This is a genomic window from Geobacillus sp. CAMR5420, from assembly GCF_000691465.1.
Classification (GTDB): Bacteria; Bacillota; Bacilli; order Bacillales; family Anoxybacillaceae; genus Geobacillus; species Geobacillus thermoleovorans.
The window spans coordinates 100,622-126,683 of sequence record NZ_JHUS01000064.1 but is presented as its reverse complement, the minus strand read 5'-3'; the positions used below and the strand labels follow the sequence as shown (position 1 = coordinate 126,683).

28 protein-coding genes and 1 pseudogene are annotated in these 26,062 nt (G+C 50.6%); 28 read left to right on the top strand and 1 reads right to left on the bottom strand.

The annotated features are described in order from the left end of the window. Nucleotides 1-469: 469 nt before the first annotated feature. The 28 genes and pseudogenes from DI44_RS01335 (at nt 470) to DI44_RS0117375 (ending at nt 24,886) form a co-directional block, all read left to right on the top strand. Nucleotides 470-1,861, top strand: a complete 1,392-nt coding sequence (locus DI44_RS01335) for a DEAD/DEAH box helicase (protein WP_033026327.1) — start codon at nt 470-472, stop codon at nt 1,859-1,861. Beyond that, nucleotides 1,858-2,550, top strand: coding sequence for a ComF family protein (locus DI44_RS01340; RefSeq protein ID WP_033026321.1), 693 nt, complete (start codon nt 1,858-1,860; stop codon nt 2,548-2,550). The genes DI44_RS01335 and DI44_RS01340 overlap by 4 nt, the downstream gene beginning before the upstream one ends. Before the next feature lie 71 nt (nt 2,551-2,621). Further along, a complete protein-coding gene (locus DI44_RS17620; RefSeq protein WP_021321673.1) occupies nt 2,622-5,516 on the top strand; it encodes a hypothetical protein in 2,895 nt (964 codons plus the stop codon). Continuing rightward, nucleotides 5,513-5,809 (top strand): EscU/YscU/HrcU family type III secretion system export apparatus switch protein, encoded by a 297-nt coding sequence (locus tag DI44_RS01345; RefSeq protein WP_033026318.1) that lies wholly within the window; start codon nt 5,513-5,515, stop codon nt 5,807-5,809. The genes DI44_RS17620 and DI44_RS01345 overlap by 4 nt, the downstream gene beginning before the upstream one ends. 56 nt (nt 5,810-5,865) lie before the next feature. Next, nucleotides 5,866-6,291 (top strand): flagellar export chaperone FliS, encoded by a 426-nt coding sequence (fliS, locus tag DI44_RS01350; RefSeq protein ID WP_021321671.1) that lies wholly within the window; start codon nt 5,866-5,868, stop codon nt 6,289-6,291. Between the two features lie 18 nt (nt 6,292-6,309). Next, the gene (locus tag DI44_RS01355) at nt 6,310-8,703 is read left to right on the top strand and encodes a flagellin (protein ID WP_033026315.1); all 2,394 of its coding nucleotides are present in this window, start codon (nt 6,310-6,312) and stop codon (nt 8,701-8,703) included. A gap of 82 nt (nt 8,704-8,785) precedes the next feature. After that, a complete protein-coding gene (locus tag DI44_RS01360) occupies nt 8,786-9,223 on the top strand; it encodes a YaaR family protein (RefSeq protein WP_025949800.1) in 438 nt (145 codons plus the stop codon). A 133-nt stretch (nt 9,224-9,356) separates the two neighbouring features. Continuing rightward, nucleotides 9,357-9,767 (top strand): TIGR03826 family flagellar region protein, encoded by a 411-nt coding sequence (locus tag DI44_RS01365; RefSeq protein WP_033026368.1) that lies wholly within the window; start codon nt 9,357-9,359, stop codon nt 9,765-9,767. Nucleotides 9,768-9,839: 72 nt separating this feature from the next. Further along, a complete protein-coding gene (flgM, locus tag DI44_RS01370; RefSeq protein ID WP_033026313.1) occupies nt 9,840-10,106 on the top strand; it encodes a flagellar biosynthesis anti-sigma factor FlgM in 267 nt (88 codons plus the stop codon). Nucleotides 10,107-10,121: 15 nt separating this feature from the next. Next, the gene (locus DI44_RS01375) at nt 10,122-10,589 is read left to right on the top strand and encodes a flagellar protein FlgN (protein WP_033026311.1); all 468 of its coding nucleotides are present in this window, start codon (nt 10,122-10,124) and stop codon (nt 10,587-10,589) included. Between the two features lie 11 nt (nt 10,590-10,600). Then, on the top strand, nt 10,601-12,196 hold the full coding sequence (gene flgK / locus DI44_RS01380) for a flagellar hook-associated protein FlgK (RefSeq protein WP_033026309.1): 1,596 nt from the start codon (nt 10,601-10,603) through the stop codon (nt 12,194-12,196). A gap of 10 nt (nt 12,197-12,206) precedes the next feature. After that, nucleotides 12,207-13,100 (top strand): flagellar hook-associated protein FlgL, encoded by an 894-nt coding sequence (gene flgL, locus DI44_RS01385; protein WP_033026306.1) that lies wholly within the window; start codon nt 12,207-12,209, stop codon nt 13,098-13,100. A gap of 34 nt (nt 13,101-13,134) precedes the next feature. Next, nucleotides 13,135-13,689: a DUF6470 family protein gene (locus DI44_RS01390; protein ID WP_033026304.1), complete on the top strand. Its 555-nt coding sequence runs from the start codon at nt 13,135-13,137 to the stop codon at nt 13,687-13,689. Nucleotides 13,690-13,709: 20 nt separating this feature from the next. Next, nucleotides 13,710-14,144, top strand: coding sequence for a flagellar assembly protein FliW (gene fliW, locus DI44_RS01395; protein ID WP_033026301.1), 435 nt, complete (start codon nt 13,710-13,712; stop codon nt 14,142-14,144). Between the two features lie 14 nt (nt 14,145-14,158). After that, on the top strand, nt 14,159-14,407 hold the full coding sequence (gene csrA, locus DI44_RS01400; RefSeq protein ID WP_033026295.1) for a carbon storage regulator CsrA: 249 nt from the start codon (nt 14,159-14,161) through the stop codon (nt 14,405-14,407). Continuing rightward, nucleotides 14,404-14,589, top strand: coding sequence for a hypothetical protein (locus tag DI44_RS01405; protein WP_033026292.1), 186 nt, complete (start codon nt 14,404-14,406; stop codon nt 14,587-14,589). The genes csrA and DI44_RS01405 overlap by 4 nt, the downstream gene beginning before the upstream one ends. A 156-nt stretch (nt 14,590-14,745) precedes the next feature. Further along, nucleotides 14,746-16,038, top strand: coding sequence for a flagellin (locus tag DI44_RS01410; RefSeq protein WP_033026287.1), 1,293 nt, complete (start codon nt 14,746-14,748; stop codon nt 16,036-16,038). A gap of 350 nt (nt 16,039-16,388) precedes the next feature. Next, nucleotides 16,389-16,502 (top strand): annotated as a pseudogene (locus DI44_RS18395) (flagellin); the annotation flags it as partial. Between the two features lie 514 nt (nt 16,503-17,016). Further along, nucleotides 17,017-18,624, top strand: a complete 1,608-nt coding sequence (locus tag DI44_RS01415) for a hypothetical protein (protein ID WP_033026286.1) — start codon at nt 17,017-17,019, stop codon at nt 18,622-18,624. A gap of 123 nt (nt 18,625-18,747) precedes the next feature. Further along, a complete protein-coding gene (locus tag DI44_RS01420) occupies nt 18,748-19,008 on the top strand; it encodes a hypothetical protein (RefSeq protein ID WP_033026284.1) in 261 nt (86 codons plus the stop codon). After that, a complete protein-coding gene (locus DI44_RS01425; RefSeq protein ID WP_033026282.1) occupies nt 19,005-19,184 on the top strand; it encodes a hypothetical protein in 180 nt (59 codons plus the stop codon). Before DI44_RS01420 ends, DI44_RS01425 begins: the two co-directional genes overlap by 4 nt. A gap of 365 nt (nt 19,185-19,549) precedes the next feature. Then, on the top strand, nt 19,550-20,182 hold the full coding sequence (locus DI44_RS01430; protein ID WP_033026280.1) for a DUF4433 domain-containing protein: 633 nt from the start codon (nt 19,550-19,552) through the stop codon (nt 20,180-20,182). A gap of 13 nt (nt 20,183-20,195) precedes the next feature. Then, nucleotides 20,196-21,230, top strand: a complete 1,035-nt coding sequence (locus tag DI44_RS01435) for a macro domain-containing protein (RefSeq protein WP_033026278.1) — start codon at nt 20,196-20,198, stop codon at nt 21,228-21,230. Nucleotides 21,231-21,497: 267 nt separating this feature from the next. Beyond that, nucleotides 21,498-21,857, top strand: a complete 360-nt coding sequence (flaG, locus tag DI44_RS01440; protein WP_033026277.1) for a flagellar protein FlaG — start codon at nt 21,498-21,500, stop codon at nt 21,855-21,857. Between the two features lie 15 nt (nt 21,858-21,872). Continuing rightward, nucleotides 21,873-23,375, top strand: coding sequence for a flagellar hook-associated protein 2 (locus DI44_RS01445; protein ID WP_023633664.1), 1,503 nt, complete (start codon nt 21,873-21,875; stop codon nt 23,373-23,375). Nucleotides 23,376-23,577: 202 nt separating this feature from the next. Beyond that, a complete protein-coding gene (fliS, locus tag DI44_RS01450) occupies nt 23,578-23,979 on the top strand; it encodes a flagellar export chaperone FliS (RefSeq protein WP_033026276.1) in 402 nt (133 codons plus the stop codon). Continuing rightward, the gene (locus tag DI44_RS01455; protein ID WP_033026272.1) at nt 23,979-24,332 is read left to right on the top strand and encodes a flagellar protein FliT; all 354 of its coding nucleotides are present in this window, start codon (nt 23,979-23,981) and stop codon (nt 24,330-24,332) included. The genes fliS (DI44_RS01450) and DI44_RS01455 overlap by 1 nt, the downstream gene beginning before the upstream one ends. Before the next feature lie 11 nt (nt 24,333-24,343). Further along, nucleotides 24,344-24,886, top strand: coding sequence for a hypothetical protein (locus DI44_RS0117375; RefSeq protein ID WP_241766399.1), 543 nt, complete (start codon nt 24,344-24,346; stop codon nt 24,884-24,886). Here DI44_RS0117375 and DI44_RS01460 read toward each other — a convergent pair. Next, nucleotides 24,873-25,952 (bottom strand): HD-GYP domain-containing protein, encoded by a 1,080-nt coding sequence (locus DI44_RS01460; protein WP_033026270.1) that lies wholly within the window; start codon nt 25,950-25,952, stop codon nt 24,873-24,875. The genes DI44_RS0117375 and DI44_RS01460 overlap by 14 nt on opposite strands. Nucleotides 25,953-26,062: the final 110 nt, after the last annotated feature.

The window sequence follows — 26,062 nt, the reverse complement described above, 5'->3', positions numbered from 1 at the left end:
CACTTTATGAAACGGGCGGAGATGTGGGGCTGGCCAAACTTGTCGAACCGTTTTCCTTTCCTGAAAAATTTGTCGCTATTTCCCTGGGAATGTTGTCGAAACACGTTATTGATCGGCTCCATGACTCTCCTGTGAATCTTCGCTGGCGTCATGTTTCGCCGCATCCATTTCTTTCGAAGGCCGATATGTCGTGAAAAAGACGGTCAAACCACATCCTTATTCCATTTGGAAAGGCCTTTTCATCTCCACTTTCTTTTCTAGCGGAATGTTGCTGTTTTGCGCATGACGCCCATTTTTCACCATCTTTCTAACTTTTTACGAAAAAGAACGCCGTCGATCGCTCTTCCTGTACCTTTATGCGCTTCAAGCCTCTCAACTTGGGGAGAGAGGGTTTTTGCCGCGTCATCTGCTCTTCTTGCCTCTCAGCTGGGGAACGTGCTTTTCATACGTTCAAAAGGAGTGATGCTTCTTGTGCATCCAACAACCATCTTGTGTTCCACACCTCGTTTCATGGTTGAACGGCCAGCGCCTCCCACGCGAACAACTGCCGTTTTCTGATGAAGAAATCAAAGCCGCGGTGCAAGCCGGTTGGGTTCACGAACATCCCGGCCTCATCAAAACATCAAGCGGCTGGCGCTGTGTGCGCTGCGGGAATGAAGACGCGCGTCTTTTTGCATCGTTTCCATGCGCCCGCTGCGGATCGGATTGCGCGTATTGCCGCAAGTGTCTTGTGATGGGGCGCATCAGCTCCTGCACTCACCTTGTGCACGTGACGATGCCGCTTCCGTCCGAGCGGCACGAGGCGCCGCTTGTTTGGGATGGGACGCTGTCCGCCGCTCAGGAGGATGCCGCTATGGCTGTCAAACAGGCCGTGCTCGATCGAAGCGAACTGCTCGTTTGGGCCGTATGCGGCGCAGGGAAAACCGAGATTTTGTTTCCCGCCATCGCCGCCGCGCTCGAGAAGGGCTGGCGCGTTGGCCTCGCCACGCCACGGACCGATGTCGTCCGCGAGCTTGCTCCCCGCTTTCGCCAAGCGTTCCCGCGCGTTCCGCTCGCTGTTTGGCACGGCGGAAGCGAAGAGCGCGGGCGGATCGCTTCCTTGGTCCTCTCAACCACCCACCAGTTGCTGCGGGCTTACCGCGTCTTTGACGTTATGATCGTGGATGAAGTCGATGCCTTTCCATATTCTGCTGAGCCGATGCTCCAATACGCCGTCAGTCAAGCGCGGAAAGAACAGTCGAGCCTCATTTATTTAACCGCCACCCCGTCCCGCGCTTGGCAGCTTGACATCACAAGAGGCAAACGGAAAGCTGTCGTCATCCCCGCCCGCTACCACGGCTTTCCTCTCCCTGTCCCGTCCTTCGAATGGTGCGGCAATTGGCGCAAACGGTTAGAGCGCGGCCGCTTGCCCGAAAACGTCCTTGCGTGGGTTCTCCATCGTTTGGCGCAGGGAAAACAAGCGTTTTTGTTCGTTCCCCATATCGATGAGCTTGAAGCTGTCACCCGCCTCTTGCAGCGCGTCGATCCCCGCATCGTCGGCGTTCATGCCGAAGCCCCAGACAGAGCCGAGCACGTTCAGGCATTTCGCGATGGGCGCGTGCCGCTGCTCGTCACAACGACGATCCTTGAACGGGGAGTGACGGTGCCGAACATCGATGTCGCCGTTCTCGGCGCCGAAGACCGCATCTTCACGGAAAGCGCTCTCGTGCAAATCGCCGGCCGTGTGGGCCGCCACGCCGTATTTCCGGATGGCGATGTCCGCTTTTTCCATCACGGGAAAACGAACGAGATGGTGCGGGCGCGCCGCCACATTGTACGCATGAATGAGACAGCAAAGAAAAGGGGGTTGCTGCATCGATGAACTGCCTCCTTTGCCATTCTCCGTACAACCCGATCGCGAGCTGGCGCCAGCTTCTTTTCCTCGAAGACCTTGACGTCCTTTGCCCACGCTGCCGCGGGTCGTTCAAACTCATTGACGGCCGCCTTTGCGAGATGTGCGGCCGCCCGCTCGAGGAGTCAGCGCCATCCGTGTGCGCCGACTGCCTTCGGTGGCAGGAAGATGAACAATGGGGGAGGGCGCTCGTGAAAAACCGATCCGTGTATATATACAACGACTGGATGAAAGACGTCGTCACCTTATGGAAATTCCGCGGCGACTATGTCATCGTCGAGGCATTCCGCCGTCCGTTTTCCCAAGCGTTTCGCCGACATTTCGGCCGCGATTGGCACATCGTCCCAATCCCGCTGAGCCCCGAACGGCTGTATGAGCGCGGCTTCAACCAAGCCGAAGCGCTCGCCCGCCTGCTTCCGTTTCCGTGTTTCCCTTGGCTTTCTCGCAAGCATTCCGAAAAACAATCGAAAAAATCGCGCCGTGAGCGGCTCGAGACCGACAACCCATTTTTCCTTGCCGATCATCCCCCGCTTGACGGAAAACGAATCGTTCTCATCGATGACATTTACACGACGGGCATCACCGTCCGCCACGCGGCCCTTGTTTTGCTTGAAGCGGGGGCGGCAGAGGTGGGTGCGTTGACGCTCATTCGCGCGTAACAGTGTAAACATTGGAAGCCTACGTGCCGATATAAACAGTAGCAACCCAATGGAGCGGAAGGTGAACGGGGATGGAAATTCGCAACATGTTGATCAGACAAACGACGGCAGGCGCAGATCAACCGTTGTTGCTTCAAAAAGGCCAAATATACGAGGTAACGGTCAAAGAAGTGAGAGACAATGAAGCGGTCGTGCATATCAAAGGCACAGACGTGAGGGTGCGGACGGAAGGAGAATGGCCGCAGGAAGGGCGAGTGGCCATCACGACCGTCGGGGAACAAGACGGCGTCCCGGTGGCGCGAATCGTTCCCCGTCCTCCTCAAGAGACGGACAAACAAGCGGTTCATTTTTCTGCTTCTGAACCGTTATTGTCTGAGCTGAGACAGGTCGGGGATTGGCTGCAAAAACATGGACAATCGCTCACAAAAGAGATCGTTTCCACCTTGCGGACGTTTTTCACCGAAGCCCCAGGCACCGTAGAGCAAAAACTCGATACCGTCCGCGCGGTCATCAATAAGCATTTAGAACTGACGAACGTTCATCTTGCGGCCGTCCATGAGGCGCTGCATGGGAAGCCGTTAGGGGAGCAGTTCGCGGAGATTGCCAACAAACTCGATCCAGCCTTTACACTGGCTCAACGAGAAGAACAAAGCGCGATGAAAGAAACGCCGCACAATTTGGCCGTTGCGGTCGATCAGTTCGAGCGCCAAGCGTGGCGGACGGGAAGGGCGCCATCCAACGAAACAGCCCATCTCCTCGAGCGAGTGCGCGAGCAAATCGCACGCGAAAGGAATTTATCAAAAGGAGTGGAGGATGTCCGCCGCGAAGTCGTGCGCGCGCCGAGTGTGGACCGGGATGTGGCGGAACAAGTGGAACGCGCGATGCGTGAAGTGGTTCAACTGCAGCGGCAAGGGCGCGAGGGGGAAGCGCGGGCGCGGCTGAATGAAGCATTGGCGAAGGCGGAACAAGTAATTCGCGCGTCGAAAGCGGCTGCCCGGTTCGCGATTGATGTCTCTCAACCGTCTTCAGAGCTAGTGCGGCAAATTCGAAACATCCGAACGGAAGCCGCTCGCACTCCAAATTTGTCGAATACCTTGTTCCAAGTTCAAAAGTTGCTCGCTGAACGCAGCGAGTGGCCAAGAGATGTCCGACAAAAACTAGAGGCGGTGTTCAACGAGACAGCGTGGTTGCAACAAGCTGGCCACCATGCGGCAGCAAGAGCCCACCTTGTCCGTCAACTGGGCCAAATCGAGTTGAGCGTAAGCACAGCTAATGAACAGCCGTCAGTTGTCCAGCCACCGTCCCCTATTGGCAATGAGGCGTCATCTTCATTCCATATAACGGTCGTTGATGACATGTCGATTTCATCGGGAGCGACAGCAGCGTCAGGGCAGGAAGGAACTTTACAGCGTCCCGTTGCTGCAAAGTTATCGGATGATATCGATGCGCTTGGAGATGGGGTTCGGTACGCCGCCTCCTCGGCCAATAGCTTAAACGAAACGGCAGATGGTGCGGCGAACGACAGCCCGCCGACCAAACAGCTGCGTGAGGCCATTCGCCAGGCGATCAAGCTACTGCAACAAGAGCCCCTGTTGGAGAAAGCGTTGGATGCCGTTGAGGTGAAAGTCGCGGAAGCGTTTCGCGTCCATCCTCACTGGCAGCAAGCATGGGCTCATTCGTTTGTCAGTGCGCGAAATCTGATGGAAAAAGGGCGGGAGCTCGCCGCAAGGCAGACCGTGTTGAAAACGCTGCGTGAGATTGAGGCGTCGATCCCGTCCGCGCCAACCGATCGCCCGCTGGATGGTGACAGCCTATTTGATGGGGCATGGCAAGCGGCCTTGTCGCTCGAATCCAAGCAGTTTCTTGTGCAAACGGTCACGAAAAAAATGGCGCAGGCTGGCCTTGATTTCAAAACCGTGAAGCGCGATGTGATGCGCCGGCTAGAGACGGTGGCGCAGTTGACGGAACACAACAGCCCCGCCACCCGCTTGCAGGCTGTCTCGATGTTGGAAATGGCGATCAAACAATTAGACAACACCATTTTAAAAAGCGACATCATGCTGTTTACGGATATGGGGACGGAAAAGCAGTTGATGAAAGCCAGCTCCGAGCTCGCTGAGGCAAAAAAACGGCTTCGCCAAGGCGATGCGGTTGGAGCGCGAAAAATTGTCAATGAAGTGAAGGACATGTTAGCCCATACCGTGTTCAAACCGGCTGAGGCGAAGGTGAAACATTTTGTGAGGATGCAAGACGACACAAAGGCTGATTCGTCCAACGTGTTCCTTGACCAAGTGAATCAAGTGATGCAGCCGCCAGTCGATGGGCCATCAGCGCGGCACGTGTTTGACACGATTCGCCGTCTCGGTTTGATGCACGAGTATGAAGCCGCTGAACGGCTCGTATTGAAGGGAAACCAAGAGGAATCAGCGCCGCCAAACATAAAGGAAGTGCTTTTGCGGCTGGCGCAAAGCGGAAATGAATCGGTTGCGCGGCAAGCGGAACAAGCGTTGACGAACTTGACCGGCCAGCAGCTGTTAAACAAGTGGGATGGCATGATGGGGTGGCAAAGCTTTTTCTTCACACTGCCGCTGTTATGGCAACATGAGGTGCGCAACGTCAACGTCTATGTCAACGCCCGTCAAGACGGCGAGCGAATCGATTGGGAAAACTGTCAGCTCTATTTCTTGTTGGAGACAAAAAAATTGGGAGACCTCGGCATTTTGCTTCAGGCGAATGAGCGAAACTTATTGATTACCCTTCGCAACGACCGCGATGATTTTGCCGAAAAAGCCGCGCCGTTCATCGATGTGGTGAAAGAGCGATTGGAGGAGATCGGCTACCACGTCAAAGCGGTCAACATCACAAGGCTGATGAATGAAACGAAGCGGCAGGAAGAAGAAAAACGGGCGCCATCCATTCGCCCGTATGGATCGTTTACGGAAAGAGGGTACGATTTCACGATATGATGGCGAACTATTTCAACCAAAAAAAGCAGAGACACATGAATGGCCCGATGGCAGCTGTCATCCGCTATGATGAATCATCGGGTCGGTCGCCGACTGTCGTCGCTCAAGGAAGCGGACATGTGGCGCAGAAAATCATTGAACTGGCGAAACAGCATCACATCCCGATTCAAGAAGACCCATTGCTCGTGCAAAACTTGCTGCAGCTGGATCTGGGCGACCGCATCCCGCCGCAGTTGTACGCGGTGATTGCCGAAATTTTGATTTTGATTGAAGAAATTGAAAAAAATGATTAAACATTGTCGACTCATCGCCGATATAAAAGGCAGAGGGCAAATGGGGGTGCACGGCGTTGGACTTTTTAACTGAGGAATGGATTTACCAAAAAAACTCGCAACAGCTGACGGCATTGCTATATGAAGGATTGATGGAATGTTTGGAAGAGGCCATCGCGGCCCTTGAACAAAAAGACTATTGGAAAGCAAATAAACAGCTGCAAAAAGGAAACGACATCCTCCGCCGCCTCGGCGCGGGATTGCGCTATGACGCGGGCATCATCGCCCATCAGTTGGATGCGCTCTACAACTATATGGCTGAGCGCCTCATCGAGGCGAATATGAAAAAAGACGTGAAGATTGTTCAGGAAGTGTGGCAATTAACGACTACGATCGCCACCGCGTGGAACGAGGCGCTCAAAAGCGGCGCCTCCTCTTCGCAAACGGCGCGAAAGTCCAAAACAGCAGCGTATGAGCAGTTCATCGCCTATGAGCAATCTTAAGAAAAGGAGTCGGTTTTGATGCGAATCAACCATAACATTCAAGCGCTCAACGCCTACCGCAACTTGGCGGCCAATCAATCGAGCATTTCGAAAAACTTAGAGCGCCTCTCCTCCGGCTTGCGCATCAATCGGGCGGCTGACGACGCAGCAGGGCTTGCCATTTCGGAAAAAATGCGCTCGCAAATTCGCGGCTTGCAAATGGCGGAACGGAACGCGCTCGATGCGATTTCGATGATCCAAACGGCGGAAGGGGCGTTAAACGAAGTCCACAGCATCCTGCAGCGGATGCGCGAGCTGGCTGTGCAGGCGGCGAATGATACGAATACGTCTGAAGACCGAGAAGCGATTCAAAAGGAAATCAATCAGTTGACATCTGAAATTAACCGGATTGCCAACTCCACCGAATACAATACGAAAAAATTGCTCAATGAGTCCGTTTCCAGCCAAGCGAGAAGTGTGCAAATTGCTCAAGGTAGCTTTTCAGCAGGCGGCACAACAATCGATGGAGCGAGCCTGAAGCTGGACCCGGAAAGCACGATGGTGGCTGGAAATTATAAAGTGAAAATCGAAGATGTTGCTACGAAGTCAATACAAAGCACAGGACCAGCTGCCGGCGGGGTGCAACAAATCACACTGGATGCAACATCAAACTTGACGGTCGGTAATACATACGGGGTGAAAATCGAACAGCAAGATGTGAAAGTTATTACAAACAATCCGGGATCGTCGCCGGCCATTGATACGGTATCGATCGCGCCGAACTCCCCGTTAAGCGATGGAACAGTGAATCTCGTGATCCGTCGCACGAATGCTGTGAACAACTTCCAATCAGGTGGCACGGGTCTGACAGGAGTGCAAGTTTCGGCCTCTGCAGATCTAGATCCAAATGATACGTTTGTGATAGAAACAAAGTCCCAAGCTTCTGGTGTGCAAAACGGGACGGCCAATGGTCTATATATTACGAATGTCAATATTGACTCTAGCAAATTTTCACTAAAAGGTGAAGATTTCCGGCTCGTCTATACAGAAACGTCACCAGGATCCGGCCAGTTCACGGTAACTTTGCAAGATAAAAACGGGAATGATTTATCCCAAGCGGTCATCTTAGATAATAACCAACAAAACTACGAGTTTTATGATTTATCTGGCAACAAACTTGGTGTTTCCTTTACGACGATTTCCGGTATTAACGGAACACTAGCGGCAGCAAGTGAAAACGGAAAATACAATGAATTTGATATTGATATTGCGCTGTCTTTAAAGAAAAATGGCACGCAAATCGGAACGGCTGTCATCACTCCGACAGATGGGACGGCTGGCAATGTGACCATTAACGGTTCGGATGGGATTAGCTACACAATCAATCATAACGGATATGCCAGCACGAACATCAATCGAACAGCAACGTTCGGCATACAGAGTATGCTTTCATACTCGACCGATGGAGCGACGTTCACGACGTTTAATGCAGGTGACAATCTGACCTTAAATGGCGGCATTTTCGTTGATACAGCCGACAATATCACTGATTATACGACAGGGGATACGACCGTGCAGATTGACGTTGGCACGACGTCATCGTATACAGCCACGCTGGTTGATGACGTGGGAAACGCACTGTCCGGCGTACCGATGCTCGTCGTTGACAATAACGGCGTGTATTCGTTTGGCAGCGGCACAGGCGTTTCGTTTACGACTGACACATTGTCAGCAGGAACACGGACGTTTACAGTAGGGGCAACCATTGCGACAAAAGCAACGTTAAGCACGAACGGCGTTGAGGTTGAGACGTTGAACAATATCGCCCCGAATACGACATTGCGTTTCCAAAACGGCGATCTGACGATGAATATCGGTGCGCTAACGAATGGTGAAGCTTCCTTTACGATCACAGGAGGGACGAACGACCAGTCGCTGAAAATTCAAATCGGCGCGAATGAAGGACAAATGCTCAGTGTTGGTATTGACGATATGCGTGCGCTCGCGTTAAAACTTTCCGGCAACAGCGCCGGTGGAACGGTTTCATTTACAAACCATTTAGGGGAGACCGTCACCGCCTACTATACGAACACGGCTGGCGTCAACAATGACGGCGTGACCGAATATGCCCTCGACGTCACGACGCATGAAAAAGCGACATCGGCCGTAAAAGTCTACGATTACGCAATCTCTCGGGTATCAGAGCAACGTTCGAGCTTAGGTGCCGTCCAAAATCGCCTTGAGCACACGATCAATAACTTGAAAACAGCGGAAGAAAACTTGACCTCATCTGAATCCCGCATCCGCGATACGGATATGGCGATGGAGATGGCGGAGTTTACGAAAAACAACATCTTGACGCAGGCGGCGCAGGCGATGCTCGCGCAGTCGAACCAGCTGCCGCAAGGGATTTTGCAGCTTTTGAAAAGCTAATCGGACCGCATCGGGCGGGGCATAAACGCCTCGCCCTTTTGCTATGGTTGTGCGATAATGGGGGTAGCGAGAGGTGATGGCGATGGAAGTGCAAAAAGTGACGCGCACAGGGCTGGCGAATGTGGGCCGTAAGAATGACGTTCCGACGGAATCGGTGTCGTTCACCGAAGTCATGGCGAAAACGCGCCGCGATGTTGTATGGGAGCGAATCAACGAACAAGTCCGGCAAATCGAGGAGCAAGGGAAAAAGCTCGCCGAGTCGCGGACGGTGGAAGATTTGCGCAAATACAAGCAGCTCGTCAAGTCGTTTTTGGACGATGCGGTGAAAAACGGCCTCCAGCTCGAGGAACAACGCGGCTTCAGCCGCGGCGGGCGCGCGCGCATTTATAAGCTCGTGAAGGAAGTCGATCAAAAGCTCGTTGAACTGACGAATGAAGTGTTGCAAAAAGAACAGCGTGGACTTGAGATTTTGCGGCTTGTCGGCGAGATTCAAGGGCTGATCATCAACATCTATACATGACCCATCGGCAGGCTGAAACGCCTCCATTGGCCATAGTGAGTCCAACATGCTACTGTGCGGCTGCATGAAAAAGCAGGAGAGCTTATATGATCAGACCAAGCCGTTTGATGTCGACAATCGGGAGAGGAAGACGATGGCGGAGTTGGCCAATTGCGCGAAGTGCGGGCGGTTGTTTGTCAAACACTCTGTCCGCGACGTATGCGAGTCGTGCTATCAAGAAGAAGAACGGCAATTTGAACGCGTTTACGCGTTTTTGCGCAGACGGGAAAACCGCACGGCGACGATGGCGCAAGTGGTGGAGGCGACAGGGGTGGAGGAGAAGCTGATCATCAAATGGATTCGCGCGGGGCGGCTGCAGCTCGTCCATTTTCCGAATCTCGGCTATCCGTGCGACTCGTGCGGCGCGATGATCCGTGAAGGGCGGTTGTGCGCCAAGTGCCTCGGCCAGCTGCAAGCCGACTTGCGCCGGGCGGAGGGAAAAAAGAAAAAAGAAGATCGTCCCCGCCATGCCACTTATTACACCCAAGACTATCAAGAACGCTAAACATTTCCGTCAACGTTCCGATATAAACAATAGCCAAATGCAAACAAGCGCCGGTCAAGCGAGGTGAATGTGATGAAAATCCACCATATTGGACCGATGGGCGTCAACCCGTACCAGCGTCAGCTCGCCAAAACGGAGCGGTTGGCGGCGGGGAAGACGAAGGGCGATCAAGTGGAAATTTCCAAAGAAGCGAAAGAGTTGCAAGAAGCGACAAGCTGGGAACGGGCGCGGCAGGCGAAGCTGGAGGAGCTGCGCCAACAAATTGAGACCGGCGCCTACCAAGTCGACCCGCGGGCGGTCGCCAAACGGATGATCGACTATTACCGAAATCACCGATAAAGGAAGCGGATCGTGATGGCATTTGCCCCACTCATTCATCTATTGCGGGCGCACAGTGAGCTTTATGAAAGCTTGCTGGCGCTGTCGAGGAGGAAGACGGAAGCGTTGAAGAAAAACGACATCGAGGCGCTGTCGGCTTTGCTTGCGGATGAACAGAAGCATATTTTGGCCATCCGCCAGCTCGAGGAACGGCGGCAGCGATGGCTGAAGGAGACGCTCGGCGATGAGGCGGCGACCCTCTCCCGATGCATGGATCTGGCAAAAGGCAAGGAGCGCGAGGAGCTGAGGGAATGCCAAGCGCGGCTTCAGACCGCTGTGAACGCGGTGGCCGAGGCGAATGAATTAAACCGCCAGCTCATTGAGCAGTCGCTCCAGTTTGTCACCGCCATGATCGAGACGTTCACCCCAACGCCGTCCACTTACAGCCGCACGCAAGGGTACGCGCCATCGCCAGACCGCCCGCTGTTTGAATCGAAAGCGTAAGGGGGAGAACGATGCTCTCGACATTCCACGGATTAGAAGCCGCTCGGCGCGCCATGATGGCCCAGCAAGCGGCGTTGTATACGACAGGACATAACATCGCCAACGCCAATACGGAAGGGTATACACGGCAGCGCGTCCAACTCAAGGCGACGCCGCCGTTTCCGACGCCCGGCCTCAACCGCCCGAACATCCCGGGACAGATGGGGACAGGGGTGGAAGCGTCGTCGGTCGAACGGGTGCGCGAATATTTCCTCGACATCCAATACCGCGGCGAAAACAGCAAGCTCGGGTACTGGGAAGCGCGCGCGGATGCGGTGTCGAAGATGGAAGACATTATGAACGAGCCGTCCGACAGCGGGTTGGCGAAAACGATGGACCAGTTTTGGCAGGCGCTGCAAGATTTGAGCACCCACCCGGAGAACGAAGGAGCGCGCTCCGTCGTTCGCCAGCGCGGGTTAGCGGTCGTCGAGACGTTCCATTACTTGTCAAATTCCTTGGCGCAAATCCGCACGGATCTTGGCACGCAAATCGGTACGACGGTGACGGAAATCAATTCCCTTCTCAACCAAATCAGCGCATTGAATGAACGGATCGCCGAAATCGAGCCGAACGGCTATTTGCCCAACGACTTGTACGATGAGCGCGATCGGTTGATCGACCAGCTGTCGCAATATATGGAGATCGGTGTGGAAAAGCATCCAACTGGCGGAAACGCCTTGCCCATGGCGGAAGGAACGTACGATGTTTACGTGATGAACGGGAGCGCGAAAGTGTATCTCGTTCAAGGCCGAACGGCGTCTGCCGTATCGTTTCCCGACGGCAGCGATGTCGACGGCGACGGGGTGAAGGAGATGCCTCCCGATCTAGGCATCAATACGCTTGATGTCAGCGGGACGACCGTTTCCTTTTCCTCTCTTCCGAACGGCAAATTGCGCGGGCTGATCGAAGGATACGGCTATCAAACAGGAACCGACGCCAGCGGCCAGCCGATCGTCAAAGGGCTGTACCCAGACATGCTGGCGAATTTGGACAAGCTCGCCTACACGTTCGGCAAGGTGTTCAACGACGTTCATCAACAAGGCTACGGGCTAAACGGGAGCACGAATCACCCGTTTTTTGACGGGATCAGTGCCGTAAGCGGCGCGGCGAACACGATCAAGCTCGCCGCCGACATCGACGATTTGGCGAACATCGCGGCGTCAACGAAAAGCGGGGAAACAGGGAATGGCAACAACGCCATCAACCTCGCCAACGTCCGCAGCCTGCTTTTGTCCAATGCGACCGTTTCGCTGCAAGACGGCATCTCCGTCAACTTGGCCTCCCTGAATTTGCCGCTTTCCTCAGGCACGGTCGAAACGAACTACCAAGGCTGGATCGGCCAGCTTGGCGTCGACGGTGAGCAGGCGAACCGGATGAAAAGCAATAGTGAAATTCTGCGCCAGTCGGTGGAGGAAAAACGGCAGTCGGTCAGCTCCGTGTCGCTGGATGAAGAGATGATGAACATGATCAAATTCCAGCACGCCTACAACGCCGCGGCGCGTCAAATTACGGTGATTGACGAGATGCTCGATAAACTCATCAACGGCATGGGCGTCGTTGGAAGGTAGGTGAACGGTGATGCGTATTACGCAAAGCATGTTGGCGAATAATATGTTGAAACAAATCACCCGCAGCTACGAAAAGTTAGATCAATATCAAACCCAGCTTTCGACGGGGAAAAAAATCACCCGCCCGTCCGACGATCCTGTTGTGGCGATGAAAGGAATCGCCTACCGTTCGAATTTAGCCGAAGTCGAGCAGTTCAAACGCAATTTCTCGGAAGCGTACAACTGGGTGGAAAACTCTGATTCGGCGCTTGACAAGGCGACGCAGGCGCTGCAGCGCATCCGCGAGCTCACCGTGCAGGCGAGCAACGACACATACGAAGAAACGCAGCGCCAAGCGATCGCCAAAGAAGTGCGCCAGTTGACCGAACATTTGGTCACGATCGCCAATACAAAAGTCGGCGACAAATACATTTTCAACGGGGCGAAAACGACCGAGCCGCCTGTGACGGTGAACCCGGACGGCACGATTTCCGTGTCGACGAACAGCCAACAGGTGAACATTGAGCTCGCCAAAGGCATTTACATTCCGGTCAACATTCCCCCGAGCACAGCGTTCGGGGCGGGCAGCGGATTGTTTTCGGACTTGCAAAACTTGGCCGCTTCCCTCGAAAATCCGAGTACGACCGGTAATGATGTAACGGGCTATTTAGACAAACTCGACAGCCATTTGACAAATTTGCTCGGCGTCCGCGCCGAACTCGGCGCGCGCATGAACCGGATCGAGCTGATGGAAGACCGCATCGACAGCCAGCAGGTGATCGCGGAAAAAATGTTGTCGGACAACGAAGACGTTGATCTGGAAAAAGTCATCACCGATTTGAAAACGCAAGAAAGCGTCCACCGTGCGGCGTTGGCCGTCGGCGCGCGCGTCATTCAGCCGACGCTCGTTGACTTTTTGCGTTAAACTAGCGTAACGCCCGCCGAAAGGAGCGATGGCCATGCGCATTCCGCAGCTTAGAATGGAAGCGACGTACGCCAAGCTGGCGATCTCAAGCGAACGGGCGCGGCTTGACATCACCCAGCCGCCCGCGGAGATGACGATCGAGCAACCGCCCGCTGACATGCGCATCGCCGCCATTCCCGCCCGCCTGACGATCGACCAGACCGAGGCGTGGGCGGCGGTCAACAACAAGCACGTGTTTCGGCTCATTCGGGATGCGGCCGCTGACGGGCGGCAAGCGGTGCTCGATTTCATCGAGCGCGCTGCGGTCCAAGGCGATGAACTGATGCGCATCGAGGACGGCGGCAACCCGCTCGCCGACCAAGCCGTTGTAAACAGTGAAGACCCGCCGCTCGAGTTCAACATCGCCCTCGTCCCGCCGCCGTTTAGCGTCAAGGTCGACTATGAACCAGGACGGCTGGCGATCGACTGGAACACCCACGCGCCGCGCATTGATGTGAAGGCGCATGCGCCGATCATCCGCTACCAGCAAGGAACGGTCAAGATCGCCCTCGTCCAGCGCCCGTCGCTTCACATTGACGTCGTCATTTGAGAAAACAGGAGGAACGATTCATGAATATCGACACGAAATACCACGGAACCGTGGCGGTGAAGGGAGAAGACATCATCCGCTTCCCCCACGGCCTGCCTGGATTTGCGGACGAGAAGAGATTCGTCCTTTTGCCGTTTGCCGACACGCCGTTTGTCATCCTACAGTCAACCGAGACGCCCGTGCTCGGGTTTGTGTTGATCGAGCCGTTTTCCTACTTTCCGACGTACGAGTTTGAACTCGACGAGGCGACGGTTGAACAGCTTGAGATCGAAACCGAACGCGACGTCGCCGTGTACGTCATCCTCACCGTCGCCGACCCGTTTGACAATACGACTGCCAACTTGCAGGCGCCGATTGTCATTAACGTCCATAAACGCCTTGGCAAGCAAGTGATTTTAACGAATACAAACTATAAAACGAAACATCGCCTCTTTCCCGAAAAAGTGGCGAAATAAAGGAGGCGGCAACGATGCTTGTACTAACGCGCAAACTCAAAGAAGCGATCCAAATCGGCGATGACATTGAAATTACCATCCTCGCTATCCAAGGCGATCAAGTGAAGCTTGGCATCAACGCTCCGAAACATGTTGAAATTCATCGCAAAGAAATTTACCTCGCCATCCAAGCCGAAAACAACGCCGCCTCCCACGCCTCCAAATCATCACTCGAGCGGTTGAACGAGCAATTGAAACACTGGAAAGGGGGGAAACAAGCATGAGCGTCAGCATCGGCGGAGTGCCGGTCCAAAGCGTCGCCGTGCGCATTGTGCAAGATAATAAGGCTATTGCCGAACAAGCTCTAAACGAAATGATCAACAAACATAAAGACGACCCAGCGCGCATCATCAAAGAAATTCAGCAGCCTTCGCCATTTTCGCAATTTCTCGACATCAAAATCTAAAAAAATTTTTCTCCAAACCTATTAAATTTTTAAAAAACAAACCGATATAAAAAGTGAACGCGGCATAGCGAAGAAAGGCGGCCGACTTTCTTCCTATCCGCGAATCGATCATTCCACAAGGACGTGGAATAAAAAATTTTCAAGGAGGAAATGAGTATGAGAATTAACCACAACATTGCGGCGTTGAACACGTATCGTCAATTAACTGCTGGTACGAACGCTGCATCCAAATCAATGGAAAAATTATCTTCTGGTCTTCGCATTAACCGCGCTGGCGATGATGCGGCAGGCCTTGCGATTTCTGAAAAAATGCGTGGGCAAATTCGTGGATTAGAGCAAGCTTCTCGCAATGCGCAGGACGGAATCTCGCTCATCCAGACAGCAGAAGGGGCTTTAAACGAAACGCATGCAATCCTTCAACGTATGCGAGAATTAGCTGTTCAGGCATCAAATGGTACTGCTACCGATGATGATAGAAAAGCAATTCAGGCAGAAGTTAGTCAGCTAATTTCCGAAATCGACAGAATCGGGAATACTACTCAATTTAACACAAAAAATTTATTAGATGGTAGTCAAGGTAAATCTGTAGATGCCTCAGCAGCTACAGCAATTAAAGGAGCAAAAGTTGTTGGGAACTTAGATAACGGTACTTATCAATTAACTGTAACTGGTAAAGCTGGCTCTGCGGCTTTCTTGAATAAAACAGGTGCTAACAACAATTTAGGACAAGGTGACGTGAAGTTTGACGAAACTTCTACGGGAGCAAATGTAGGCGAAACATATACGATTTCTTGGGATGACGGTGACTCTAACAACGTAACTGTAACTCTAAAAGATGCTACAGGTAAAGATTTAGCAACAATTACAGGTCAAAACTGGAGTACAGCTAGTGCAAACCAATCGGTAGTCTTTACAATTGGTGGTAATACTTATCGTTTCTTTATAGATACAAGTAAGACGGGAGATGGTCCAGGTTCTGTTACATTTAGAACTGAGATGCAGGCAAATTATACAATTACAAATCCAGGCGGTGTCTCTACAATTGTTAATGGATTGCTATCTACAAATGGACAAGTAGATATCGGGGGATTCCGTTTAACAGTTGATAGAAGTTTAACAGATGCAGGTCCTGCTAACCTTGTTGTAAGTGGAAATGACATTGAGTTTCAAATTGGTGCTAACCAAAATCAAACAACTAAGCTAGCTATTAATGATATGCGTGCATCAGCTTTAGGAGTTGCAGGTATCGATGTATCAACTCAAAACGGTGCACAAGTTGCTATCACTACAATTGATCAAGCTATTAAATCTGTTTCTGAAGAACGTGGTAAACTAGGTGCTTTACAAAACCGCCTAGAACATACCATCAACAACTTAGGAACATCTGCTGAGAACTTAACAGCAGCTGAATCCCGCATCCGCGACGTAGATTATGCCTTAGCCGCTTAAATGGCGACAGGCACAGTCGTCCTAGCTGGAAACGGCTAGGAGTATTACCGGGTGAATTGCTGGGAACCCCTTAGAGCCTTTGACGCCACAACGTAGCTGGAAACGGCAGACGTGATGGCTGGAAAAGTCAAAGGATTGGGCAACCAGCAGCCAAGCTCCTGTCCCGAAAGGGTGGAGAAGGTTCAACGACTAGGACATACCACCTAAGGCGAAACGCTATGGTGATGAAGTCCGTAGGGTGAACAGGATTCCTTCATCGTCCTGTATCATTCCGAAGCGCCCGGCCCCTAACAGGTAAAGCTGAGGGTGAAGATGTAGTCTGGTCCCGTCACGAAAGTGAGGGTGGCACGATGGCCAAAGAAATGATGGAGTTCACAAAGAATAACATCCTTTCTCAAGCAGCACAAGCAATGTTGGCTCAATCTAGTCAAATTCCGCAAGCGGTGTTGCAACTGCTTCGGTAATTTGATTAGAAGGGCGTCTTAGCTGGAAACGGCTAAGAGGATCACTGGGTGAATTGCTGGGAACCCCTAAAGCTTTCCTTGCCACAACGTAGCTGGAAACGGCAGGCGTGATGGCTTGAAAAAAGGAAAGATGAAACAATGGGCAATCAGCAGCCAAGCTCCTGTCCCGAAAGGGTGGAGAAGGTTCAACGACTAGGACATACCACCTAAGGCGAAACGCTATGGTGATGAAGTCCGTAGGGGAGGCGAAATAGCCGAACCGAAGTGCCCAGCCCCTAACAGGTAAAGCTGAGGGTGAAGAGATAGTCTACACAACGGTCGAAAGACGTTGAGGCATGGCAAGCCAACCAACAACCACAAGGAGTATTGCAATTGCTTCGTTAATACGAGAAAACATACCGAGGGACATTTGGTTTCCTCGGTATTTCTTTTGTTAGGATGATAAGACAAAAAATTTTAAAAGCATATGGAACGTATGTTTGTATATGTGCTATAATCGAAGGGGGTGATTCAAGTGACGGATACAAATGAATATCGGACAATTCCTTGTTACGAATTGGAGCAATTCCCGATTATAGGTGTGTACAAAGAATTGCTAGCTGGAAAGAGAAAGGCGCTTCCGGCAGGGACATGGGAAAAGGACGAAAATGTCATTATCTTGGTACGCTATGTGTTAGAAGTACAACTTGGTTTATCAAGGGAACAAATTCCAAAGATAAATAAAAAGATTATTGGAGAACAAAAACTTTGGGGAGTTTTGAATCGGTTTAAATCTCCCCGTCGGCTCATTGAGTTTGTTTACCCTAACCAATATAATGAATTCGACTTCTATCGTGTTCCGGTTGATTATTGGGGTAATGTGGAGAATATACGTAAACGCCTAGAGTGGTATTTAGAGAAAGAGGGAATCAAGATTGAGGAGATCCCTCAAAAAGTAAATCGCTATGTTCTTGTCGAATGGGGGTTTTCCAATCCTTTAAAGCGGTACGGTTATTCTCCATTTCGCCTTATGAACGCCCTATACCCCGGCCGTTTTAAAGAAACGGATTTTAAAAAAATTCCTCAAGGTTATGCAACAAACCGCGAATTTTTGAAAGAGCAGTTTATGGACATGCTTCGTATGGAAAAGATTCAGTTCGAAGACGTGCCGAAGAAAGTGACGCAGCAAATGCTCATCAAGCATCGTTTTAGCGCAGTGTTAAAACATCACCGCAATTCGCCTCTAGAGTTTATACAATGCCTTTTCCCCGATCAGTTTTCACTCGATGATTTTCACACAAAACCAAACGGCTATTGGAAAGATATCAAGAATGTCAGACAGGCCATTATTGATTTGATTGAAAGGGAGGGAGTAGCCGAGCAGGATGTCCCGCGCTTTATGACGAAACAGCGGCTGATGGCGGAAGGGCTGACTGGTCTGTTGCATGAATATCACGGTTCGCCGATTGAGATTATAGAGGCGGTGTTTCCGGGGAAGTATGATGTGACAGAGTTTCAGCGTGTGCCGAACCAACATTGGCATTCGCCGCAAAACCGGGTGCAGGCGCTGCGGACGTTTTGTGCCAAGCGGGGGATCGGCCGCGAGGAGTTGCCGAGGTTAAACCGGGCGTATTTTCGCAAGCATTTCCCACGGTTTATCAGCATGGTCGATCGTCATTACGACAGCAAATTTTACCGTTGGATTATGGAATCATTCCCCGAATATACATTTCAGCCTGAGGAATTTAATTTGCTAGTTGGGATTGACGGGCAATTGTGTGATTCAAAAGAAGAACTAGAAATCCATAACTTTTTGATTCGCGCGGTCGTTGATGGGAAAGTGGAAAGAGAAGGATGTCGTTTTGTGAACCAAGAATATGACGAAGTATATATCCCTGACTGGGTGATCGAACAAAACGGCAGAAAGTGGATTGTCGAATATTTCGGACTATATGGTTCGACTCGTTACAAGTGGTATGCGGAGAAGGCGGGCCGAAAAATGCAGTTTTACCATTCGCTCGCCGATTATACGTTGATTGTGATTATGCCTGATGATTTTCGGGAAAAAGGGTTTCAAAGAATTGTGTCCCTTTTGATTAGTAAGGGGGTGCAGCTTCATGTTCATTGTTCTTATTGTTACTGAAGGAGGAAAACTTTTAGGATTAAAACTGTCATCGTTTAAACTAAAGGTTGTTGCTTTCTATGATTTTTTATATGTGTGTAAGGTGATTATTGATAAAATGATAATAAAAAGGGAGGAAAACAAATGAAATGGTCAGAGTTACGTAAGCAATATCCGAATCAATTTGTTTTGGTGGAGGCCATTTCGGCTTGTTCGCAAAATGGCAAACGCATCATTAAAGAAATGGCAGTGATCGATCGGTATCATAGTGTGTCTGATGCATGGAATGGTTATAAACAGCAGCACAAAACTTTTCCGGAGAAAGAATTATATATTTTTCACACAAGTAAGGAGCAAATAGAGGTAGAAGAACAATATTTTATAGGGATTCGGGGGAGAGTATGAATATAAGAATAGAAAATGGATTACCTATTGTTTCTGTCGAAATAAAGTGTGGTGAAAAAACTGCTCTTTTAACAGACGTGTTGTTGGACACAGGTTGTGCTACGACCATTTTTGATACGGATGCACTCGCACAAATTGGTATCGAATTAGATGGTACCGTCAAGAATTTTGTGTAATGTAAGATAGATAGGGGATCTCTGAATAGATAGGGTACTCCTTTCTCTGGAATGTGTTATGGCTAAATCAGAGAATACCCTACCTTTTTTCTTTTGGTCTAGCAAAATGCTTTACACAAACTTTTATACATCATCGGGCTTTGTATACTAAAAAGAAATAGGAGCTGTAATTCAGGTTGAGGATTATGAAATATTTCTAAAATTATGAACTGTATTTTATTGTAAGAAAAAGTGTAAACCTATAAAGACAGTTTTGCTTACTAGTTTTATAATTTGTCTGTCGGGCAATGCACGCCATCGATCATTTACATTTATGAAATATTTTATTTCCACATATAAAACTAAACAGTAGGGTGTTTGACGTGATGATTTATAAAAAATGGCTCTACCATATCACCCACTATAGCAACCTTCCATCGATCCTTTGTCACGGTGGATTAGTGGCAAATAACGTGGCGAAGGTGAAAAGTGTATCGTATGTCAATATTGCGCATACACGTATACAAGCTAGGAGATCAATCATATCAGTTCCGCTTCCTCCTTATGGCACTTTACATGATTATGTTCCTTTTTACTTTGCACCTAGGTCACCGATGTTATATGCTATTAACAAAGGACGTGTAGACGGGTACACAAAAGGACAAGATGAGATTATTTATCTCGTGTCTAGGACAGATGTGATCCATCATAGAGGATTAGGTTATGTGTTTACGGATGGGCATGCCATTATGAAATTTACTGATTTTTATAATAATTTAAAGGATTTGGACAAAATCGACTGGAACGTTATGCACTCTCAATTTTGGTTTGAAACGGAAGAGGACCCCGATCGGGAAAGAAGAAGGCAAGCGGAGTTTTTAGTGTATCAATTTGTTCCTATTGATATGATTTCAGGCATTGGGGTTAAAAATGATAAAATGAAGCAAAAAGTTGAAGAGATTATGTACCAATGTCATTGCCATAAACCGATAGCTGTCCGGCCGCATTGGTACTACTGAAGGAGGTGATGCAATGATCATCCTAAAACAAGGCAACCTCTTAGAAGATGAAGCAGAAGCTTTGGTGAACACGGTCAATTGTGTCGGAGTGATGGGGAAAGGAATTGCACTGCAATTTAAGCAAGCTTATCCAGAAATGTTTTCGGAGTATGAAAAGGCTTGCCGTCGCAAGGAAGTGCAGCCAGGCAAAATGCATGTCGTTTCCACTAAATCGTTATTGAACCCAAAATATATTATTAATTTTCCTACAAAACGCCATTGGAAAAATAAATCCCGGATGGAAGATATTGAACTAGGGTTGGCGGATTTGATAAAGGTGGTTAAGGAGCTTAATATAAAATCGATTGCGCTTCCGCCGCTTGGCTGTGGAAATGGCGGGCTTAGATGGGATGAAGTACGTCCTAAAATTGAAGCGGCTTTTGAGCATTTAAAAGAGGTGGAAGTGCATTTGTATGAGCCTGCAGGGAGCCCTAACCCTGATCAAATCAAAATACGTACAAAACCTCCAAAGATGACAAGATCTCGAGCGTTATTGCTAATGTTAATGAATGATTATTCCATTCCGGGGTATAAGTTGTCATTGCTGGAAGTTCAGAAGTTGGCTTATTTTCTTCAGGTTGTCGGCGAGCCGATGAGATTGCGGTTTGAGAAAGGGAAATACGGTCCGTATGCGGACAACTTAAATCATGTGTTACTGCGTTTGGACGGTCATTTTATTCGAGGTTTTGGAGACCGCAATCGGGATGCGGAAATTTATTTGCTACCGAATGCGGTACAAGAAGCTGAACAGTATTTGCAGGGTGATTCCGAAGCTGATGAACATTTAGAAAAAGTGCGGAATGTCATTCAAGGGTTTGAAACTCCATATGGGATGGAATTGCTTTCCACTGTACATTGGGTGGTGAAAGAAAATCCGGATATAAAAGACGATGTTCATTCCATTATTGGAGAGATTCACAACTGGAACGAACGAAAGCGGAAGATATTTAAAGAAAAGCATATTACAAAAGCTTGGCAACATTTGAAGGGAATAGGGATGCTTAATTAATAAAAAATGCTTTGTGGATTAAGCCTTACTCATTCAGGAGTGAGGCTTTTATTATCAGTGTAAACCTTAATTTTTAAGAGTTTTTCGTTTTTTGATTTTCCCTACAAAACTGCATTCTAAACCTTTTGACATCCTATTGTTAAAATGAAATTATCATAATCCCCTGATTTTTATATGGATTGCTTTTATTTTTCTCTTCCCCTTCACAACTCCCCATCTCCATCCGATATAAAACATAGATAGTGTTCATGCAAAGGAGCGAACGTAATGACGGTAGAGCGCGTTTCTTCTCATTCACTTTCTTATTTGTATGAAAGTGTTCGCAATGAAAAAGCCAGCAGCATGATCGAACCCCATCAGCAACATCATACGAACAATTTGGAAACAACAGTGCAAAACATTCCAAAAGAAAAACTAGAAGAAGTAGTGAAAGGCTTAAACGAATTCCTTCAGCCAAGCCATACGTCGTTAAAGTTTGAGCTGCATGACGAGCTACAGGAGTATTACGTGCAAATTATCGATGAGCGAACGGATGAGGTTATTCGCGAAATTCCGCCGAAAAAGCTGTTGGATATGTACGCGGCGATGATGGAGTTTGTCGGGCTTTTGGTGGATAAAAAAATTTAACGGTGGTGAGTCGAAATGGCGAATACGTTGCGCATCAGCGGCCTCGCGAGCGGGATGGACATTGACAAAATCGTGAGCGATTTGATGAAAGCGGAGCGGATGCCGCTTGATAAATTGAAGCAGAAAAAGCAGCTGCTCGAGTGGCAGCGTGATGATTACCGAGCGATGAACACGTTGCTTCAGGGGCTTGACGACTATTTGTTCAGCAACATCACGCTCCAAAGCAGCATGCTCAAAAAAACTGTCTCGAGTTCGAACGAATCGGTCGTCACAGCGACGGCGGGATCGAGTGCGGCGAACGTGGCGACGACGATGCAAGTAAACCAAGTGGCCACATCGGCCGTCTGGCTGTCGGATGCCGCCGTGAGAGTGGACAAGGCGAGTTTTTCCGTTGCCGCTGATGTGACGCTGACGATCAACGTGACAAACGGGGATGGGACGACGAAGCAGGCGTCGATCATGGTGAAACAAGGAACGACGTTAGACGGATTGATCGCCCAACTCAACAGCAACCTAGACCTTGGCGTCAGCGCGTTTTACGACGAGCAAACTAGGCGGGTTTCGATCATGAAAAAAGACACGGGAGCGCAAGCGAGTCTGGTGCTCGCCGATCAGGCGACGGCTGACTTTTTTGCGCAAAAGCTTGGGTTTACGAATACCGTAGCGGGGCAAGAGCTCACGGGGAAAACGGCAGGGAAAGACGCCGACATCACCATCAACGGCTTGCGAACGACCCGCTCGTCGAATACATTTACGATCAACGGTGTGACGTATACGGTGAAAGGGACGGGCACGGCGACAGTGTCGGTGGCGACGGATGCGGACGCGATGTTTAACGCCATTAAAGGGTTTGTTGACAAATACAACGACACAATCGCCAAAATCAACGCCGAGTTGAAAGAAGAGCGCTACCGCGACTATCCGCCGCTTACCGACGAGCAAAAGGAAGCGATGACGGAAAAGCAAATTGAGCTGTGGGAAGAAAAGGCGCGGAGCGGGATGCTTCGCGGTGATTCGATTTTGTCCAGCGCCCTCAGCAAAATGCGGATGAATGTGTACACGAAAGTGGAAGGGGCGAACATCCCAAGCGGGTTCTCGCAGCTCGCGCAAATCGGGATTACGACGTCGTCGAATTATCTAGACGGCGGGAAGTTGATCATTGACGAAACGAAGCTGCGGGAGAAAATCAAGGAAAATCCGGATGCCGTCTATCAGTTGTTTAACCAAGACGGTGCGACCGATGCGGAGAAAGGCATCGCCCGCCGCCTGCGCGATACGATCAAGGAAACGATCGGGAAAATCGAGCAAAAGGCGGGGAAAACCGTTTGGACAAACCAACAGTTTGCGATCGGGCGCGATTTAATCCAGATCAATGACCAAATTGACCGGTTTCAAGATCGGCTGAAACAGATTGAAGACCGCTACTACCGCCAATTCACAGCGATGGAAGAGGCGATTCAGCGCGCCAACCAACAAAGCATGTATTTGATGAATGCCTTTGGCGGCATGCAAAGATAACGATCAGCGGCTGTGGCATGCAGGCGTCCGTTGGCGCTTGGCCATCATCGGAAAGCGATCCGCTTCCTGATGATGGAGGTTTTAGGCTGAGACAACTGAAAAGGCGCGACGCCTCTTGAAAGGGGCGGTTTGGCTGAAAAAAACGTTCTTGCTTCAGTCTTGAAACGTGTGCAGCACTTGACGTGGAAGAGGAGTGATCGGGATGGCAACGAACAATCCGTATCAACACTACCAAGCGAACGCTGTGCAGACGGCGTCGCCTGGGGAGTTGACATTGATGCTGTATAACGGCTGCTTGAAGTTTATCAAGCTCGCGCGCCAGGCGATGGAGACGGGCGATATCGCGGCGCGTAATGAAAACTTGTTGAAGGCGCAAAAGATCATTTTGGAATTGATGGCGACGCTGAAAATGGAATATGACGTCGCGAAATCGATGATGACCATGTATGACTACATCTACCGCCGCCTAGTCGAGGCGAATGTGAAAAACGATGCGGCGATTTTGGACGAGGTGGAAGGGTATGTCATCGAGTTTCGCGATACGTGGAAGCAAGTGATTCAGCTGAACCGGCAGCGCCAATACGCGGAAGGCGGGCAGGCGTAATGGGCGTTGTGCACGATGTTTGGTTGGTGACGAAGGAGTTGCTTGAGGCGACGGCGCTGCCGTGGCCGTCCGAGGAGCGCGAAGAGCGGCTTGCGGCGGTCGATCGGCTGCTTCGGGAGCGTGAGGAGCTGCTTCGGAAGCTGCGGCCGCCATACAGCGAGGAAGAGCAGCGGCTTGGCCGCGAGATCGTTGCTTGGAATCGAGAGATTGAAGCGCGGCTTCGTCAAGTGCGCGATGAGATTGGCAGTGATTTGCGGATCACCGAGGCGAAGCGGCAGGCGAACGCCCGCTATGTTCACCCGTACGAGCAGCCGCTTTCGTTCGATGGAATGTTTTACGATAAACGGCGATAGGTGGAATGGATATGGCAAAATTGACGAGTGACGCGCTGGACATCATCCGCCAATACGCAGCGTTGCTCGAGACAGTCGAAGAAGGGCTCGACTATGTGGCGGCGAGCTTTTCTGACCCGCGGCGGATGCATGCGGACGTGCTGCTTTCGGATGTGTTGCTGGCGCTTGGGAAAATTGGCGAGACGAACGTGTATCTAGAGCAGCTGTTCGCTGAGGAGAACGATTTCGTCCGTCATCTTGAACGGTTTGTCGATGTGCTCGACGCGGCCGCGGCACTTGACGGGCAGTTTTCTGATGCAGCGGCAAAGAGGAGCGGGTTGTTTGCGGACGGTTGTCACCGGCGTTTCAGGCGTGGAAGAGTGCGATGGAGAGCGGTCTGCGGCGGTATGTTGTGCAGTGAAGAACGAACGGCGGTGCTTTGCCAGCCGTGCAAGCGAAAGCGGGTGTCCTCTTGCTGGAATCGAGGGCACCCGCTTTTGTGCGGCAGGGCGAATGAAACCGGCATTCGTTCGCCTGTTTTTGCCGTGAGCGGCAAAAGAGTCAAACGGCCTTGACAATGGTGATGTTCATCTCTTTCCGCAAGTCAATCTCATACGGGCTTTTCAGCTCTTCGCCCGCTGGATTTTTGATGACGCGGACGACGGGGCGGAGCGGGAAGCCTGGAAACACTTGCGAGACGACGCCCACTTCCCCGGTGTTGAGCTTGACGGTCGTGGCAACCGGGTAGACGGCAATGTAGGAAAGAAAGAGCTTAATGAGTTCGTAGTCCAAGATGCCGCCGGCGGCGGATAAGTACTCGGCCGCTTCATGCGGCGAGTATTGCTTCCGGTGGTAGCGCGCTGACGTCAAGGCGTCAAAGACGTCGGCGATGGCGACGATGCGGGCGTATTCGTGAATTTCCTTGCCCGATAAGGCGCGCGGGTAGCCGTTGCCGTCGCACCGCTCATGGTGCTGCAAGGCGCAGTGGGCGGAAAAGAGCGAAATGTTGCGCTGGCGCCGCAACAGTTCAAAGCCGAGATACGTATGGCGACGGATGATTTCCGTTTCTTCTTTGGTCAGTTCGCCTTTTTTCCGCCAGAGCCCATCAGGAAGCTGCGTCATGCCGATGTCAAACAACAGCGCCCCGACGCCAAGGTCGAGCAGTTGCTCGGGGCGGTAGCCTTTGGCGATGCCGATGACACCCGCAATGGTGGCGACGTTGACTGAATGGTGGAAAAAGTATCCATTGGAAATGACCAAATCCGACAAGTTGATGAGCAAATCTTCTTGTTTTAGCAAATAATCCAAAATGTCTTTGAACACTTTTTCGTACTCTTTTCCTAAATCGAGGGAGGACACACGGCTGAGCAGTTTTTTTTGCTCAATCAAGGCCGTCATCGTCTCGTACACTTTTTTCACTGCCTGCTGGCGCACGGTCGGGCTGATGAGCGGGCGCGGGCGGATGTCATATGTTTGTTTGTCGTCAATATAAATGTATTGAACCCCTTTTTGTGCTAAAGAACGGATGTAGCCGCTTGTCAGCCGCACACCGCGCGACAAAAGGACGCTGCCGTTGGCGGCAAACAAGTCGACAGCGAGCACGTCACCGCTTTTCGCATGGGAAATATGGACCTTTCGCATCGTTCACACACTCCGTACCTTCCACATCATAAGAAAAAACACCTATGCCTATCTTACCATATTTTCCTATGTTTTTCACAAAATCTTCAAAAATATTTTTGATTGAAACA